This window comes from Mycobacterium spongiae, from assembly GCF_018278905.1.
In the GTDB taxonomy this organism is placed as follows: domain Bacteria; phylum Actinomycetota; class Actinomycetes; order Mycobacteriales; family Mycobacteriaceae; genus Mycobacterium; species Mycobacterium spongiae.
On sequence record NZ_CP046600.1, the window covers coordinates 1607497 to 1623676 of the forward strand.

13 protein-coding genes are annotated in these 16180 nt (G+C 64.6%); 9 read left to right on the forward strand and 4 right to left on the reverse strand.

The features are described 5' to 3' along the window. Positions 1-14 precede the first annotated feature (14 nt). Positions 15-785 (forward strand): SDR family NAD(P)-dependent oxidoreductase, encoded by a 771-nt coding sequence (locus F6B93_RS06555; protein ID WP_211698367.1) that lies wholly within the window; start codon positions 15-17, stop codon positions 783-785. A gap of 78 nt (positions 786-863) precedes the next feature. Continuing rightward, entirely contained in the window at positions 864-3041 is a 2178-nt protein-coding gene (locus tag F6B93_RS06560) for an acyl-CoA dehydrogenase family protein (protein WP_211698368.1), read from the forward strand. Between the two features lie 18 nt (positions 3042-3059). Here the strand turns inward: F6B93_RS06560 and F6B93_RS06565 are convergent, their stop codons facing one another. After that, the gene (locus F6B93_RS06565) at positions 3060-3734 is read right to left on the reverse strand and encodes a winged helix-turn-helix transcriptional regulator (protein WP_211698369.1); all 675 of its coding nucleotides are present in this window, start codon (positions 3732-3734) and stop codon (positions 3060-3062) included. A 115-nt stretch (positions 3735-3849) separates the two neighbouring features. Between F6B93_RS06565 and F6B93_RS06570 the strand changes: the two genes are divergently transcribed. Beyond that, a complete protein-coding gene (locus tag F6B93_RS06570; RefSeq protein ID WP_211698370.1) occupies positions 3850-4680 on the forward strand; it encodes a class I SAM-dependent methyltransferase in 831 nt (276 codons plus the stop codon). Here F6B93_RS06570 and F6B93_RS06575 read toward each other — a convergent pair whose 3' ends face one another. Beyond that, complete coding sequence (locus tag F6B93_RS06575) at positions 4681-5016, reverse strand: Zn-ribbon domain-containing OB-fold protein (protein WP_211699313.1); 336 nt, start codon at positions 5014-5016, stop codon at positions 4681-4683. Between the two features lie 87 nt (positions 5017-5103). On the opposite strand from F6B93_RS06575, the gene F6B93_RS06580 reads away from it, so the two are divergent. From F6B93_RS06580 to F6B93_RS06590, 3 genes are all read left to right on the forward strand, one after another. Beyond that, positions 5104-6297, forward strand: coding sequence for a thiolase family protein (locus tag F6B93_RS06580; RefSeq protein ID WP_211699314.1), 1194 nt, complete (start codon positions 5104-5106; stop codon positions 6295-6297). Beyond that, complete coding sequence (locus F6B93_RS06585; RefSeq protein ID WP_425518530.1) at positions 6294-7778, forward strand: FadR/GntR family transcriptional regulator; 1485 nt, start codon at positions 6294-6296, stop codon at positions 7776-7778. Before F6B93_RS06580 ends, F6B93_RS06585 begins: the two co-directional genes overlap by 4 nt. Before the next feature lie 195 nt (positions 7779-7973). Further along, positions 7974-8513, forward strand: a complete 540-nt coding sequence (locus F6B93_RS06590) for a 2-isopropylmalate synthase (RefSeq protein WP_246541025.1) — start codon at positions 7974-7976, stop codon at positions 8511-8513. 14 nt (positions 8514-8527) lie between these two features. On the opposite strand, the gene F6B93_RS06595 is transcribed toward F6B93_RS06590, so the two are convergent. Then, positions 8528-9412 (reverse strand): SMP-30/gluconolactonase/LRE family protein, encoded by an 885-nt coding sequence (locus F6B93_RS06595; protein ID WP_211698372.1) that lies wholly within the window; start codon positions 9410-9412, stop codon positions 8528-8530. A gap of 482 nt (positions 9413-9894) precedes the next feature. Here F6B93_RS06595 and F6B93_RS06600 point away from each other — a divergent pair, with 482 nt between their 5' ends. Further along, entirely contained in the window at positions 9895-12969 is a 3075-nt protein-coding gene (locus tag F6B93_RS06600; protein WP_211698373.1) for a PPE family protein, read from the forward strand. 57 nt (positions 12970-13026) lie between these two features. Here F6B93_RS06600 and F6B93_RS06605 read toward each other — a convergent pair whose 3' ends face one another. Further along, on the reverse strand, positions 13027-14502 hold the full coding sequence (locus tag F6B93_RS06605; RefSeq protein WP_211698374.1) for a cytochrome P450: 1476 nt from the start codon (positions 14500-14502) through the stop codon (positions 13027-13029). A 104-nt stretch (positions 14503-14606) separates the two neighbouring features. Here F6B93_RS06605 and F6B93_RS06610 point away from each other — a divergent pair, with 104 nt between their 5' ends. Then, the gene (locus F6B93_RS06610; protein WP_211698375.1) at positions 14607-15272 is read left to right on the forward strand and encodes a TetR/AcrR family transcriptional regulator; all 666 of its coding nucleotides are present in this window, start codon (positions 14607-14609) and stop codon (positions 15270-15272) included. Positions 15273-15307: 35 nt separating this feature from the next. Further along, complete coding sequence (locus F6B93_RS06615; RefSeq protein ID WP_211698376.1) at positions 15308-16168, forward strand: SDR family oxidoreductase; 861 nt, start codon at positions 15308-15310, stop codon at positions 16166-16168. Positions 16169-16180 lie beyond the last annotated feature (12 nt).

A 16180-nucleotide genomic window follows, 5' to 3' on the forward strand; every position in this document is an offset into this window, starting at 1 on the left:
ACCAGGAGGTCCACATGGAGATCAGCGGGAAGAAGGTTGTCGCCATCGGGGGCGCCTCCGGGATGGGGCGTGCTACCGCAGAACTGCTGGCCGGACGTGGTGCACAGGTCGCCGTCATGGATCGGGAGAATTCGGACGGCAAGGCCGTTGCCGCAGGGCTCGGCGGGGCGTTCTACCCCGTCGACGTGACGGACTTCACTGGCACCGAAGAAGCCTTGCAAGCCGCGGTCGACAATCTCGGCGGCCTGCATGTCGCGGTGACCACCGCCGGCGGCGGGATCGCCAAGCGCACCATGACCAAATCCGGTCCGCACGACCTCGAATCCTTTCGCGCCGTCGTGGATCTCAACCTCATCGCCACCTTCAACATCAGCCGGTTGGCCGCCGCGCACATGAGCAACAACGAGCCCGAAGATCCCGAAACGACCGGAGAGCGCGGCGTCATCATCAACACCGCCTCCATCGCGGCCTTCGAGGGCCAGATCGGGCAGGTCGCCTACACCGCGGCCAAGGCCGGGATTGCGGGCATGTGTCTGACCATGGCGCGTGACCTCGGTTCGTTGGGAATCCGGGTGCTGGCGATCGCGCCGAGCCTGTTCCTGACGGGATTGACGGCGATGGTTCCGGACGAAATGGCGGCCGCGCTGGTCAAAGACGCGGCCTTCCCCAAGCGGATGGGCCGGCCCGAGGAATACGCCAAGTTGGTCGCGGCAATCATCGACAACCCGATGCTCAATGGCCAGTGCCTGCGGCTGGATGCCGGACAGCGGTTCGCCCCTAAGTAGCTACTTCGGCTGGCGCGCATTGAGTACACTCTTTCCACAGGCATTGAGTACACTCTTTTGGCCGCGAGGAGGCCCCTCATGGGTATCGCACTAACCGACGACCATCGCGAACTCGCCGAGGTGGCTCGCGCATTCCTGACAGCGCAGAAGGCGCGCTGGGCGGCGCGGTCCCTGCTCGACGCGGTCGACGAGGCGCGACCACCCTTCTGGCAGGACATCGTTGAGCTCGGCTGGCTCGGTCTGCACATCGACGAAGACCACGGCGGCTCCGGCTACGGGCTGCCGGAACTCGTGGTGGTGGTCGAGGAACTGGGCCGCGCGGTGGCACCCGGGCCTTTCGTGCCCACCGTCATCGCCTCGGCGGTGGTTGCCAACGACGGCGACACCGACCACAAGGCGCGGCTGCTGCCCGGCCTCGTGGACGGAACCGTGACCGCGGGCGTCGGTCTTGATAGTCGGGTGCAGGTAGCCGGTGGGGTTGCCAATGGCGACGCCGGGATCGTGTTGGGGGCCGGACTCGCCGAACTGCTGCTGGTCACCGCCGGTGACGACGTCTTGGTGCTGGACCGGGGCCGCGCGGGCGTCGTGGTTGACGTGTCGCAGAACTTCGACCCGACCCGACGGTGCGGGCGGGTTCGCCTGGACAACGTGAGTGTGACCGCCGCGGACATCCTTCCCGGGGCGCGCGCATCGGCGCTGGCCCGCGCACGGACCTTGCTGGCGGCTGAGGCGGTCGGCGGCGCGGCCGACTGCGTCGACGCCGCGGTTGCCTACGCCAAGGTCCGCGAGCAGTTCGGTCGAACCATTGCCACGTTCCAGGCGGTCAAACATCATTGCGCGAACATGTTGGTGGCCTCCGAGTCGGCGATCGCCGCGGTGTGGGACGCGGCCCGGGCGGCGGCCGAAGACTCATCGGAACACGAGACGCAGTTCCGCCTCGGCGCGGCGGTGGCGGCCGCGTTGGCCTTCCCGGCCTACGCGCGCAACGCCGAACTCAACATTCAGGTGCACGGCGGCATCGGCTTCACGTGGGAGCACGACGCGCATTTGCACCTGCGACGGGCGCTGGTGATCGCGGGCTTGTTCGGTGGTGACTTGCCGGCCGAGGATGTCTTCGAGCAGACCGCGGCCGGCGCTACTCGGGAGAACAGCCTCGACCTTCCGCCGGAGGCCGAGGAATTGCGTACTCAGATCCGCGCGGATGCCGCCGAGATCGCCCGCCTGGACTCCGCGCCCCAGCTCGACAAGCTGATCGAGACCGGCTATGTCATGCCGCACTGGCCCAAACCGTGGGGTCGCGCCGCCGACGCGGTAGAGCAACTGGTGATCGAGGAAGAGTTTCGTGAGGCCGGGATCAAGCGGCCCGACTATTCGATCACGGGATGGGTGATACTCACCCTGATTCAGCACGGAACACCGTGGCAAATTGAGAGATTCGTGGAAAAGGCGCTTCGTCAGGAAGAGATTTGGTGCCAGTTGTTCTCCGAACCCGAGGCCGGATCGGATGCGGCGTCGGTCAAAACCCGCGCGACCCGGGTGGACGGCGGCTGGAAGATCAACGGGCAGAAGGTGTGGACCAGCGGGGCGCAGTACTGCGCCCGTGGCCTGGCCACGGTGCGCACCGACCCCGATGCCCCCAAACACGCGGGCATCACCACGGTCATCATCGACATGAAGTCGCCCGACGTCGAGGTGCGGCCGCTGCGGCAGATCACCGGGGGCTCGGAATTCAACGAGGTGTTCTTCAATGACCTATTCGTTCCCGACGAGGACGTCGTCGGGGCGCCCAACTCCGGATGGACGGTCGCGCGGGCGACGTTGGGCAACGAGCGGGTCAGCATCGGCGGCGGCACCGGGTACTACGAGGGTATGGCGGCCAAATTGGTCCAGCTCACGCAAAAGCGGTCAGACCGGTTGGCGGGCGCGCGAGTTCGGGTCGGGACCTATCTGGCAGACGATCATGCGCTGCGGCTGCTGAACCTGCGCCGCGCCGCACGCAGTGTCGAGGGGGCGGGGCCGGGGCCGGAAGGCAACGTCACCAAGCTCAAGCTCGCCGAGCACATGATCGAGGGCGCCGCCATCTCAGCGGCATTGCTGGGGCCCGAGATCGCGCTGATCGACGGGCCCGGAGCGATCGTTGGCCGGATGGTGATGGGTGCCCGGGGCATGGCGATCGCCGGTGGCACGTCGGAGGTGACCCGCAACCAAATTGCGGAGCGCATCTTGGGTATGCCGCGCGACCCGCTGATCAACTAGAGGCGTCTGCTCGCGTACTCAGGCTGGGCGAGGGACGGAAGCCAGTCGCGACTGACCTAGCCAGCCCGGTACTGCCCGGCGAGTTGCGGCGGCTCCGTGGATGGTCACGGCCCCGTCGAGGATGGTGCGTGACCAGGACAGATCTCCGCGCCACAGCCGCGTCAGCGTGAGCAGGCTGGTCTCGACCGTGGCGGCCACTTCGTAGCCGGGGTCGACATCGCAGACGTCGACTTCTCCTTCGGACACCGTCAGCCACCAGCGGGCGGCTTTGGGGTCGGCCCCGGACAGGGTGAATCCCACCACGGTGCGGGCCCGGGGCCAGGCTTCCACGGAAATGGAACGACGGATATCCCACATCAGCAGATGCGGGTCCAGGTCGTCGTCGCCGATCTCGGGGATCCAGCGAACCCCCCATTCGCCCAGCGCGTCGACCACACTCGTGAGTTCGCGGCCGCACGTGGTCAGTGCGTACGAAGTGCGGCCGCCCATTTCGGTGCGCTCGATGACGCCGGCTTTGCTCAACGACTTGAGCCGCTTCGACAGCAAGGCCGGCGACATCTTGGGCACGCCACGCCGCAGGTCGTTGAAATGAGCACTGCCGCGCAGCAACTCCCGCACGACAAGCAGCGTCCAGCGTTCGTCGAGCAGCTCCATCGCCTTGGCGACGGGGCAGAACTGGCTATATGTCGACATCGCGGCACCCCTCACTAGTACAGATCCTGAACTTCCGCTAGTTCACATCTACCACTGGAATTGGTCCAACGGGCGGCCGACGATTGTGGCCAACGATCAGGAAGGACATACGCATATGGCGACCACGACCGGCGTCACGACCACCGATCGCGCATACGAAACCACGCATCGCGCCCTATGGGCGCTGGGCGACTACCCGATGGTGGCAACCGAACTGGTGGCGCCGCTGGGCCCCATGCTGGTGGCGGCCAGCGGAATCGGTGCGGGTGATCGGGTGCTTGACATCGCGGCTGGAGCCGGCAACGTGGCGATACCCGCCGCGCTTGCCGGCGCCGCGGTGATCGCGAGCGACCTGTGTCCCGATCTGCTGGAGCGGGGCCAAGAGATCGCAGAGCGTCACGGCGCCAACCTGGTCTGGCGCGAAGCCAATGCCGAAGCATTGCCGTTCGCCCATGGCGAGTTCGACGCGGTGCTCTCGTGCGTTGGCGTCATGTTCGTGCCGCACCACCAGGAGGCCGCCGACGAGCTCGTTCGAGTCTGCCGGCCCGGCGGCGTGATCGGACTGATCAGCTGGACGCCAGAGGGCTTCGTGGGCCAGATGTTCGCGGCCATGAAGCCGTACGTCGGGCCGCCGCCACCGGGTGCGCAGCCGCCGCCACTGTGGGGCGACCCAGATTACGTCCGAGACCTGCTGGGGGATCGGGTCACCGACTTCACCGCGCAGCGCCACGCGCTACGGGTGGACCGGTTCGCCGATGGAGCGGGCTTCCGCGATTTTTTCAAAGCCAACTACGGTCCGACGATTGCCGCGTACCGGGGTATCGCAGACGAGCCGGAACGAGTCGCTGAGTTGGACGCGCAGTTGGCCGAACTCGGCGACCGGTATTTGGCCGGGTCCTCGGCAATGGAGTGGGAGTACCTTCTGGTCACTGCTCGCATGCGTTGATCAGCGCACGGCCGGCGCGAACAGCGGGGCGCCGCCGCTGCCCCGCTGCGGCAACAGGTCGACGGGCATTCCGCAGGTCACTGAATCAGGTTCGCAGTCAATGATATTGGCCGCGACCCGCAGCCCGTTCTGCTCATCGAGTTCGACGATGGCGATCACGTAGGGGGTGACGATGTCCGGGTTGTACGGGTGGTAGTTGACCGTATAGGTGAACACGGTGCCGTGTCCCGACACCGGCCGCGCGATCAGCCTGCCGCCGCAGCCGGGGCAGTCGCCCGCAGCGGGATGCACCCAGCGCGCGCACGCGGCGCAGTTCTCGATGAGCAGCTGCGACATGGACTGCGTCGGCTCAAGTCGCACGACCAATACAGTACACTCTATTAATTGGGTACACGCGACACGGTGGTCCTACGGACGGTGCGGATGAGGTACTTCGAGAAAGACGCGATCCTGTCGGGTATCGGGATTTCGCGAATCGGCCGGCGCACCGGCATTCCGGGTCTGGAGCTGACGCTGGAAGCGGTGCGCGCCGCCATCGATGATGCCGGCTTGGTCGTGGCCGATGTCGACGGCATCGCGACGTTGGGCGACACTCCGGCTGCCGAGGTCAACGCCGCACTGCAGATCGATGCCGCGGACTGCGGAACCGGATTCGGCACGGGTGGCCTGCTCAGTCCCGTCATGGCGGCGTGTCGCGCCGTCGCGGAGCGACGCGCCCGGCATGTGGTGGTTTACCGAACCATCCAGATGCTGGGCGGTACGGTGCCGGTCAATCCGCAAGAGAATGCACCCCAAACGCCGCTAGCCCGCATGATGGAGGTGCCTGCAGGTGCCTCGCGTCCGGCCGTGGGGCCCATGGACGACATCGCCGATCTGATTGCGGCCCAGGCTTACTCCGCCGCGAATTGGTTGGCGCTGAATTGTCGTTGCCATATGCAGCTGTACGGGACCACCAAGGAGCAGTTGGGCTGGCTGGCCATCAATAGCCGCCGCAACGCCGGGTTGAATCCGCTTGCCGTATACCGCGAGCCGATGTCGATGGACGACTATCTTGGGGCGCGGTTGGTGTCAACGCCGTTTGGGCTGCTGGACTGCGACGTGCCGATCGACGGCGCGATCGCGGTCGTGGTGTCGGCTTCGGAGTATGCGCGCGATTGTCCGCATCGGCCGGTGGCGGTAGAGGCGATAGGCGGTTCCGACGGTGCTGGTGGTTGGTTCCATCGCGACGACTACCCGAAGATGGCGTCATCGGATGCCGCCGCACAGATGTGGTCGCGGACCGAGTTGCAGCCCGCCGATCTCGATGTCGCGCAGTTGTACGACGGTTTCACGTTCTTGACCATCGCGTGGTTGGAGGCCCTTGGTATCTGCGGCGACGGCGAGGCCGGCTCGTTCGTGGAGGGTGGCGCACGGATCGCCCTCGACGGCGAGCTACCGCTGAACACCTATGGTGGCCAGCTCTCGGCCGGGCGTATGCATGGCTACTGGGCCCTGCATGAGGGGTGTCTGCAGCTACGCGGAGAGGCGGGGGAGCGGCAGGTATCGCGGCGTCCGGAGGTCGCCGTGGTGTCCGTGGGTGGCGGCCCGGTCGCCGGATGCATGTTACTGACGTGCTGAGGCAGGACACTGCGCGGGGCGACAAACGAGCCTCGAAGGTTGCCCGCCGTATCGAGGCGGACATCGTTCGCCGCGGCTGGCCGGTCGGAGAATCGCTGGGCTCGGAAAGCGCATTGCAACAACGGTTTTGCGTCAGCAGATCGGTGCTGCGTGAGGCCGTTCGCCTGGTCGAACACCATCAGGTCGCCCGGATGCGACGTGGACCCAACGGTGGGCTGCTCATTTGCGAACCGGATGCCGGCCCCGCCACCCGCGCCGTGGTCATCTATCTCGACTACCTGGGCACGACGATCGACGACCTGCTCGATGCGCGCGTAGTGCTCGAGCCGCTGGCGGCCGCTCTTGCCGCGGAGCACATCGACGAGGCCGGCATCGGCGGGCTGCGCGGGGTCTTGCGCGCCGAGCAACAATGGAAGCCCGGTCTCCCCGCGCCGCGCGACGAGTTCCACGTGGCGCTCGCGCAGCAGTCGAAAAACCCGGTTCTGCAACTGTTTATCGACGTCTTGATGAGGCTGACCAGACGGTACGTCCGAGAGACGCACACCGGGTCAGAAACGGAGGCCATCGAGGCGGCCGACCGGATGCGGAGAGACCATTCCGACATCGTGGCCGCCGTTACCGCGGGTGACTCAGCGCGGGCGAAGACGCTCAGCGAGCGCCACGTGGAAGCCGTGACTGCCTGGCTTCACGAGCACCAGGCCCCGCTGCGGGTTCGGGCTCGCGGACGCGGCTCGGTAGGCGGGTGGCGGCGGGTGCCGCGGCTCAATGCTGATGCGCCCCGCGGCAAGCTGGCCGAGGTGCTGGCGGCGGCCATCGGCGACGATATCGCGGCCAATGGGTGGCAGGTCGGATCAGTCTTCGGGACCGAGGCCGAGCTGCTCGGTCGCTACCGGGTCAGCCGCGCGGTGCTTCGGGAAGCGGTGCGGCTGCTCGAGTATCACGCGATCGCACACATGCGTCGGGGGCCAGGCGGCGGGCTGATCGTCACCAAGCCCCAGGCGCAGGCCAGCATTGACACCATCGCGCTCTACCTTCAGTACCGAAAGCCCAGCCGGGAAGATCTACGGTCCGTGCGGGATGCCATCGAGGTGGACAATGTCGCCAAGGTCGTCAAACGGCGCGCCGAACCTGAGGTAGCGGCCTGTCTTGACGCGCTTGGTCGACCGCACGATGTCGCGTTCGGCAACGATGCCAGGGCCGCCGACGACCCACGGCAGGCCGCCATTGAAGAGTTTCGGTTCCACGTCGGGCTGGCCGAGCTGGCCGGCAACGCACTGCTTGATCTGTTCTTGCGGATCATCGTCGAGTTGTTCGGACGTCATTGGTCGAGCTCCGAGCAGGCGCCGCCGACCCCCGGTGACGTCGTCGCCGTCGAGCACGCTCACCTGCGAATCCTGGAGGCGATCGGGGCGGGCGACGATAGCTTGGCCCGCTACCGCATCCGTCGGCACCTGGATGCCGCGGCAGCGTGGTGGTTGTAGCAGCCCCGGTGCGAGGCCGCATCTGCGCCGGTTGCGTACCGGGCCCGCTGCGTCTACTGTCTGCGTTCGTGCGTCTTCATCTGCGTGCCGTAGTAGCCAGTACCCGCAGCGGGGTCTGATCCAGACCGACCCCCCGCCTGTGGGTCGCTAGCTACTACCGTCGGTCGCTCCTGATGACCAGAGAAGACCGACACGATGCCTTCCCCGCCTTCACCCGCTCGGATTCGCCCCTCAAACCCGGACGTTCCTGACCGTTCGGTACCACAGCGCGTCGCCAACGCGTGGTTTTCTGCCCGCTTCGGCGCCGCATTGCCACGGGGCCTGCGCGAGCAAGCGGACACCATGTCCTGGGAGAGCTTCGCGGCCATCTACGGTCATACCGCTGGCCCCCTTCGACTCGGACAGTGGGCCTGTGCGGACGCGGAGCGCCCCGCCGGGCGGTTGGGTCCGCAAGCCCGCAGCTTTCGGGCCATGATCGCCGTCGGCGATCGCATCAGCACCTCGACCGCCGTCGCCAGCGGACCAATTGCCGCCCTCACCGCGATGTTGCACGACCACGGGATCAGGGTTGAGACGTTGCGGTTTCATCAGATGCGATCGCGCGGGTGCACTGCCACCTTCGTCTGCGGCACTGACGGATCCCGTGCGCAGTGGGCAATGGGCTTGTCGGACGACCCCACCCAATCCGAATTGCGTGCGATGATCGCGTGCGCCAACCGTCTGATCGCCGGATAGGTCGCCCCGGTTGCTTAACCGGCGAAACGTCCCTCGGCGAGCCCGCGAACCCCAAGTCCATAGATGGCGAAGAGACTTCCGGACTGCGGGTATTTCTTGAGCTCGTTGTCGGTCAGGAAAAGCCGTTGCGACGTCACGTACAGGACGTCGTAGTTGTCGCCACCGAACGTCGGACAGGTCGGACGCGGAATGGGCATGGTGATCTCAGAAACGAGGCGGCCGTTCGGATCGATGCGAAGGATCTGACCACCCGCAACCAGAGCGCACCAGTAGTAGCCCTCCTCGTCGACCGTGCCCCCGTCGACCATTCCGGGTCGCGCATGGGTCGAAAAGAACTCACGTCGATTGGAGATCGTGCCCGAGTCGGCATCGAAGTCGAAGACGTACACCGTATTGCCGAGGGTGTCGGCGAAGTACATCCGCGTGCTTTCCGGGTCGAAGGCCGTCCCATTGCTGACCTTGAAGCGAAAGTCGGGCGCGAGCTTGTGCACGCTCCAATCTGAATCGAGACGGTAGATGGACCCGGTCTCGTCCTCGATGTTCTTGTTCATGCTGCCGCACCAGAACCGTCCTTGCCGGTCGCACTTGCCATCGTTGAAACGGTTGTGCGGCATGTCGGCCTCCGGGTCCACGACTGCTTGATAGCGGTCGCCGCTGAGGTCGATCGCGAGGAATCCGGCATCGGAAGCGCCGACCATTCCCCCTTGCTGGCGAAGTGCGAACGCTCCGACCGGACCCGGCGTATCCCAGATGGTTGCCTCACCGGTGGTGGGATTCCACCGCTTTATCGTGCACCCGACGTGGTCGGACCAGTACAGGGATCGTTCTTCGGCAACCCACAGTGGAGATTCCCCGAGCCCATCGTGGCCCTCATACACGCACTCGATCTCCGCGGGCATCATGGATACCTTCCGGTAGCGCCGTTGCAATCTCAGCGTAGATGGCTGTCGGGTCGGCCTAGCTCGAGGCGCTCGATCGAGCGGGGCTGACGCACAGTGCGCGCGGATCGGTCGGTAATTTTACGCTCTTGGCAATTTATGCGAATACCTCGAGAACCTTGTCAACCACATGATCTTCTTGACGATGGTCGACCACCTGGGCGCGCACCCGCAGTGGCGAGAGCGGACGCACCGAGACTATCGTCGGCACGCGCCCAGCGGCGAAATAGCATGTCTACCAAGGTTTTTAGCTGAGATGTTCGTCAACGACACAGCCACCACGCGTGCGGTGAACTGCGGCAGATGGAAGCGAGCGCCCATACAGATGAGAATTTTTTCTCATCTAGATGAAAGCGTTCTAGCGCCCGCATACCACGTGGTATGGTGCCGACATTCGGATACGCTAACTCGCTACCGACGGCGCTGATGGGAGGCCGAGTCTTATGAGCTTTGCGGTGTTGCCCCCAGAGATCAACTCGCTCAGAATTTTTTCTGGTGCGGGTCCAGAACCGATGTTGGCGGCCTCGGCGGCGTGGGATGGGTTGGCCGCCGAGTTGGCTTCGGCGGCGGGTTCGTTTGACTCGCTGACTTCTTCGCTGGCGGCAGAGGCATGGCAAGGTCCGGCAGCGGCGGCGATGGCGGCGGCGGCGGCCCCCTATGTGGGATGGCTGGGCGCGACTGCCGCCCAAGCCGAGCAAACCGCCTTGCAGGCCCGGACCATGACGGCCGCGTTTGAGGCGGTGCGGGCTGCGACGGTGAATCCGCTGATGATCGCGGCCAACCGTTCTCAGCTGGTGTCGTTGGTGATGTCGAATCTGTTCGGCCAAAACGCGCCGGCGATCGCGGCCGCCGAGGCTGTCTACGAGCAGATGTGGGCACAGGATGTAGCCGCGATGGTTGGCTATCACGCGGGGGCGTCATCGGTCGTCTCGGCGTTGACCCCGTTTGCCCGGCCGCTGCAGAGCTTGGCGGGCGTGCCAGCCCAGTTGGCTGCGACCGTACCCGCGTTGGGCAGCGGCGGCGCGGCCCCGGCCGCGGCCACGGCCGCCACCGTCAGGACTATTCGCGTTAACCTTGGCTTCGGCAACCTCGGCAGCTCCAACGTGGGCAACGGCAATTTCGGCCGGCTCAACTTTGGCGATGGAAACGTTGGCAGTAGCAATTTCGGTTTCGGCAACAGCGGCAACTCCAACATCGGTCCCGGCAACTTCGGCAACACCAACTTTGGGTTCGGGAACATGGGCAACGCCAATGTGGGCTTTGCGAATATTGGGTTTGGGAACTTCGGCTTTGCGAACAACGGCGTCAATAATATCGGTATTGGGCTCATCGGCAACAACCAGATCGGCATTGGCGGCCTGAACTCGGGTATCAATAATATCGGTTTGTTCAACTCGGGCAACGGAAATATCGGCTTCTTCAACTCTGGCACCGGAAACTTCGGCATCGGCAACTCGGGTGACTACAACACAGGTTTAGGAAATGCCGGGGTGGCCAACTCGGGTTTCTTCAACGTCGGATCCTACAATACGGGCATCTCGAATGTCGGTGACGCCAACACGGGCAGCGTGAACCCCGGCAGCTACAATACGGGAGACGGCAATGTGGGCAGCTCCAACTCCGGTAGCTACAACCTGGGTGACACTAACACGGGCTTTGTCAATAGCGGCAACATCAACACCGGTGCTTTCAATATCGGCAACATGAATAACGGGTTTTTTTGGGCGGGCGATGAGCAGGGGGGTATCACGCTCGGAATCAACACACCTGACTTAACGTTGCCACCCATTAACATACCGTCGATCCCTATTCCAGGATTCGACCTGCCCGCGATAACGCTACCGTCGTTGACGATTCCGGCGGCGACCACGCCTCCGGATATTACGGTGGGTCCGTTTAGTTTGCCGGAGATTACGTTGCCGTCGTTGACGATTCCGGCGGCGACGACGCCTCCGGATATTACGGTGGGTCCGTTTAGTTTGCCGGAGATTACGTTGCCGTCGTTGACGATTCCGGCGGCGACGACGCCTGCGGATATTACGGTGGGTCCGTTTAGTTTGCCGGAGATTACGTTGCCGTCGTTGACGATTCCGGCGGCGACGACGCCTGCGGATATTACGGTGGGTCCGTTTAGTTTGCCGGAGATTACGTTGCCGTCGTTGACGATTCCGGCGGCGTCGACGCCTGCGGATATCGTTGTGGGTGCGTTTAGTTTGCCGGAGATTACGTTGCCGTCGTTGACGATTCCGGCGGCGTCGACGCCAGCAGATATTGTTGTGGGCGGATTTACCCTGCCGGCGGTAACGGTACCCGCGCTCACTACGCCCTCCCTAAGGTTCGACGGGTTTACCGGGCCGGAGATATTTATACGTGGTTTCGAATTTCCGTCGATAATAATCCCGTCAGTTTTCGGCGGTGGCAGTATTTTGACGCCCGGCCTACCGGTGCCTGTGGCCGTCATAACTGGCGGTATTCTCGGGGGATCGACGATCTCCATACCGCTAATCGGCATCGGCCCATTTTCTGTAGGAGTTACATCGATATTGCCACCCTCAGTCCCTGGTACTAACGGCTCTATTTCAGACTTCGTTATTCCCCCGTTCAGTATCACCCCGTTCAGCACTCCGACTATCAGTTTGGAGGGGCCGTTTTTCATCCCCGGCATTGGAATCGGTGGTTTTACGTTGCCGCAGGTGGGGATTCCGGAGATTACGACCGCGCCGCTGACTATTCCGGCGGTTGATGTGGGTGGGTTTACGTTGCCGCAGGTGGGGATTCCGGAGATCACCACGCCGCCGTTCACGATTCCGCCGCTTGATCTGGGTGGTTTCACGTTGCCGCAGGTGGGGATTCCGGAGATCACGACGCCGCCGTTCACGATTCCGCCGGTTGATCTGGGTGGTTTCACGTTGCCGCAGGTGGGGATTCCGGAGATTACGACGCCGCCGTTCACGATTCCGCCGCTTGACGTGGGTGGTTTCACGTTGCCGCAGGTGGGGATTCCGGAGATCACCACGCCGCCGTTCACGATTCCACCGGTGGATCTGGGTGGTTTCACGCTCCCGCAGGTTTCGATACCAGAGATCACCACCCCGCCGTTCACCCTGCCCTCCATCGGGATCGGGGGATTCGACACTCCTGAGGTCAACGTTCCCAGCATCACCTTGCCCGCCACCGATATCGCCCAGTTCGTCATTCCCCCGGGCCCCGGCTTCTTCAACACCAGCGACGGACCATCGTCGGGCTTCTTCAACACCGGTACTGGTAGCAGTTCGGGCTTTGGCAACAACGGCGCCGGCCTCTCGGGCTGGTTCAACGCCAGTGTCGATGGCCTTCCGTTCGGCTCGGGTTTTCTCAATGTCGGCGCACTTACCTCCGGGCTACGGAACTTCGGCAGCGCGGTTTCGGGCCTCGGTAACGTGGGTACGCTCCCGTTCATCCTCAACAGCCAGGTCTCCGGCTTCGGAAACATCGGTTTCGACGTCAGCGGGTTCTTGTTCGAGGGCACCACGCCGTAACGGCCCCTCGCGCTGTTCTATGCCGACAGGCAGGTGCGACAGCGGCTGGCGGAGGGATCAGAGCGGACGCAGGACGATCGGCATTCCGTCCAGGGGGATCGGCATGCCGCCGTAGTCCCAGCGTGGTTGATAGTCGGGTCGGGCGAGCTCGAGCCGATAGCGGCGCAGCAGCCGGTGCAGGACGGTCTTGACCTCCAGCTGGCCGAACACCATTCCAATGCACTTGTGCGCGCCACCGCCGAACGGCGCGAAGGCATACCGATGCCGCTTGTGCTCCGCGCGGGGCTCGGCAAAGCGGTCCGGGTCGAACTTGTCTGGCTCGGTCCACAATTCAGGTAGCCGGTGGTTCATGCCGGGCCAGATCGTGATGTTCGTTCCGGCTGGTATGTAGTAGCCCAGCAGTTCGGTGTCCCGAACGGCCTGGCGCATGTTGAACGGCAGCGGGGTGACCATCCGCAGCGACTCGTTCATGACCAGCTCAAGTGTCTCGAGCTTCTCCAGCGACTCGATGTCCAGCGGACCGTCGCCGAGCCGGGCCGACTCGTCGCGCGCCCGCGCTTGCCACTCCGGGTGTGCGGCTAGGTGGTAGGCCATCGTGGTCGTCGTCGAGGTGGAGGTGTCGTGGGCGGCCATCATCAAGAAGATCATGTGGTTGACGATGTCCTGGTCGGTGAACCTGTTGCCGTCCTCGTCTTCGGTTTGGCACAACACCGTGAGCATGTCGGTGCCGACGGCGTTGCGCCGCTCTTCGACGCGGGCGATGAAGTACTCCTCGAGCAGCGCTCGGGCGCGCAGGCCGCGCCACCATTTGAATGGCGGGACGCCACGGCGAATGACGGCGCCGCCGGAACGGGTGGTCGTTGTGAAGGCCCGATTCACGGTGGTGACCAGGTCGTGGTCGGCACCGGGCGGATGCCCCATGAACACCAGTGACGCGATGTCGAGGGTGAGCTCCTTCATCGCGGGATGAAAGAGGAACCGGGCGTCGTTGGTCGGCCACTGCGCCACGAGAGACGTCGCGACGTGGTCGATGTGTTCGACGTAGCCGCTCAACCGAGTGCGGGTGAAGGCCTCTTGCATGATGCGGCGGTGGTACATGTGCTCTTCAAAGTCCAGCAGCATCAGACCGCGTCTGAAGAATGGGCCGATGACATCGCGCCACCCCCGCTGGGAAAAGTCCTTGTTTTTGTTCGTGAACACGGCCTGGGTGGCGTCGGGTCCCAGGGCCGCCACCGACGACAGGACCTTTGACTCGGCATAAACCAGCGGACCCTGCGTTCGATACAAGAACAGCGGATAGTCGGGTCCCTCGCGAAACAACTCGATGAGGTGACCGATGACGGGCAGGCCGGAATCGCCGAGGACCGGCTTGAGGCCGCTGCCGACCGGTGGTTCGGCCAGCGCCTTGGTCTTCCACTCGTGGGCGAGCAGCCACTTTTCCACCGATCCCATGCCGGGGATGGTGTTGAGAGTTGGGGTGTATCGGCGCCGCGCCTGATCGAGCAGGTAGCGCGAGGTGCTAATCGTTTCCAACGGACGCTCCCTTGCGTTCCCGGTACTGGAGACATCGCTTCTGGGTAACAATACTTCGGACTGACCTGACGCCTGTCAAGTTTCTTTTCGGCTAGCCTGCTGCAATGGTGGGGAGAGTGAGTACGTCCGCCACGTACAGAGATCAAGCGGCGCCGGTAACGCGACGAGGCACGAGGCAGCGACGGGCGATTCTGCAGGCGCTACACGAGTTGTTGCGGGAACAGCCGTTCGCGGAGATCGCGGTGAGCACCATCAGCGAGCGCGCCGGGGTGGGCCGATCCGCCTTCTACTTTTACTTCGACTCCAAATATTCGGTGCTCGCGCAGCTCTTGGCCGACGTCACCGACGCGTTGGATGAGCGCACCCAGGCATTGGCCCCGCGCAGCCGTGACGAGTCGCCCGCGGACGCCGCGAAGCGACTAGTCGGCGGTGCGGCCGCCGCGTTCGGAGGCAACGACCCGGTGATTACGGCCTGTGTTCTGGCCCGCCATACCGACAGCAAGATCCAAGAACTCCTGACCCAGCAATCCGACCGGGTGGTCGACCGGATCGTCGCCGCCGTCAACGACGAGATCAAGGCCGGGACCGCACACCCGATCAGTGATGACATTCCCGCGCTGGTCCGCACGTTGGCGACCACCACTGCGCTCATGCTCTCCGGCGAGACCTTCTTTCTTGACCGTGACCGTGACCTACAGCGTGGTCTGCGAGTCCTCGAGCGGCTCTGGCTGAGCGCTGTGTGGGGCGAGCGGGGTGGCGAGCAGGGTTAGGCACAGCGGCGAGCTACCGCCGGTAGGGTCGCCCCATGGCGGCAGCCGAACTGTACTTCGCGGGGAAGCGGTGTCTTGTCACCGGCGCCGCCAGCGGCATTGGCCGAGCCACCGCGTTGCGGCTGGCCACCCAGGGCGCCGAGCTGTATCTGACTGACCGGGACTCGGATGGATTGGCGCGGACCGTGTCCGACGCCCGCGCGCTGGGCGCGCGGGTCGCTGAGCATCGGGCTCTTGACATCGCCGACTATCACGAGGTGGCCGCGTTCGCGGCCGACATCCACGCGCGGCATCCCAGCATGGATGTCGTGATGAATATCGCCGGGATAGCGGCCTGGGGCACTATCGATCAGCTCACGCACGAGCAGTGGAGCAAGATCGTCGCGACCAACCTGATGGGGCCGATCCACGTCATCGAGGCGTTCGTTCCGGCCATGGTGGCGGCTGGGCGGGGCGGCCATTTGGTCAATGTGTCCTCGGCGGCCGGGCTGGTCGCGCTGCCATGGCATGCGGCATACAGCGCCAGCAAGTACGGGTTGCGTGGGTTGTCCGAGGTGTTGAGATTCGACTTGGACCGGCATCGCATTGGGGTGTCGGTCGTGGTGCCGGGGGCGGTGCGGACGCCGCTGGTCGACACGGTGGAGATCGCCGGCGTCGACCGCGATCACCCCAGAGTGAGCCGTTGGGTCGAGCGTTTCGGCAGTCATGCCATCACTCCGGAAAAGGCCGCCGAGAAGCTTCTGGTGGGGGTCGCGAAAAACCGGTACCTGATCTACACATCGGCCGACATCTGGGCGCTGTATGCCTTCAAGCGGTTGGCTTGGTGGCCTTACAGCCAGGCCATGCGTCGGATCAACGTGGTCTTCACTCGCGCGCTTCGGCCCAGCCCGCCCTGAGTCTGGGAGGCC

Excerpts from the sequence above, each read along its gene's own strand:
- F6B93_RS06555 (WP_211698367.1), top strand. The coding sequence starts at position 15 with ATGGAGATCAGCGGGAAGAAGGTTGTCGCCATCGGGGGCGCCTCCGGG.
- F6B93_RS06560 (WP_211698368.1), top strand. The coding sequence starts at position 864 with ATGGGTATCGCACTAACCGACGACCATCGCGAACTCGCCGAGGTGGCT.
- F6B93_RS06565 (WP_211698369.1), bottom strand. The coding sequence starts at position 3,734 with ATGTCGACATATAGCCAGTTCTGCCCCGTCGCCAAGGCGATGGAGCTG.
- F6B93_RS06570 (WP_211698370.1), top strand. The coding sequence starts at position 3,850 with ATGGCGACCACGACCGGCGTCACGACCACCGATCGCGCATACGAAACC.
- F6B93_RS06575 (WP_211699313.1), bottom strand. The coding sequence starts at position 5,016 with ATGTCGCAGCTGCTCATCGAGAACTGCGCCGCGTGCGCGCGCTGGGTG.
- F6B93_RS06580 (WP_211699314.1), top strand. The coding sequence starts at position 5,104 with ATGAGGTACTTCGAGAAAGACGCGATCCTGTCGGGTATCGGGATTTCG.
- F6B93_RS06590 (WP_246541025.1), top strand. The coding sequence starts at position 7,974 with ATGCCTTCCCCGCCTTCACCCGCTCGGATTCGCCCCTCAAACCCGGAC.
- F6B93_RS06595 (WP_211698372.1), bottom strand. The coding sequence starts at position 9,412 with ATGCCCGCGGAGATCGAGTGCGTGTATGAGGGCCACGATGGGCTCGGG.
- F6B93_RS06600 (WP_211698373.1), top strand. The coding sequence starts at position 9,895 with ATGAGCTTTGCGGTGTTGCCCCCAGAGATCAACTCGCTCAGAATTTTT.
- F6B93_RS06610 (WP_211698375.1), top strand. The coding sequence starts at position 14,607 with ATGGTGGGGAGAGTGAGTACGTCCGCCACGTACAGAGATCAAGCGGCG.
- F6B93_RS06615 (WP_211698376.1), top strand. The coding sequence starts at position 15,308 with ATGGCGGCAGCCGAACTGTACTTCGCGGGGAAGCGGTGTCTTGTCACC.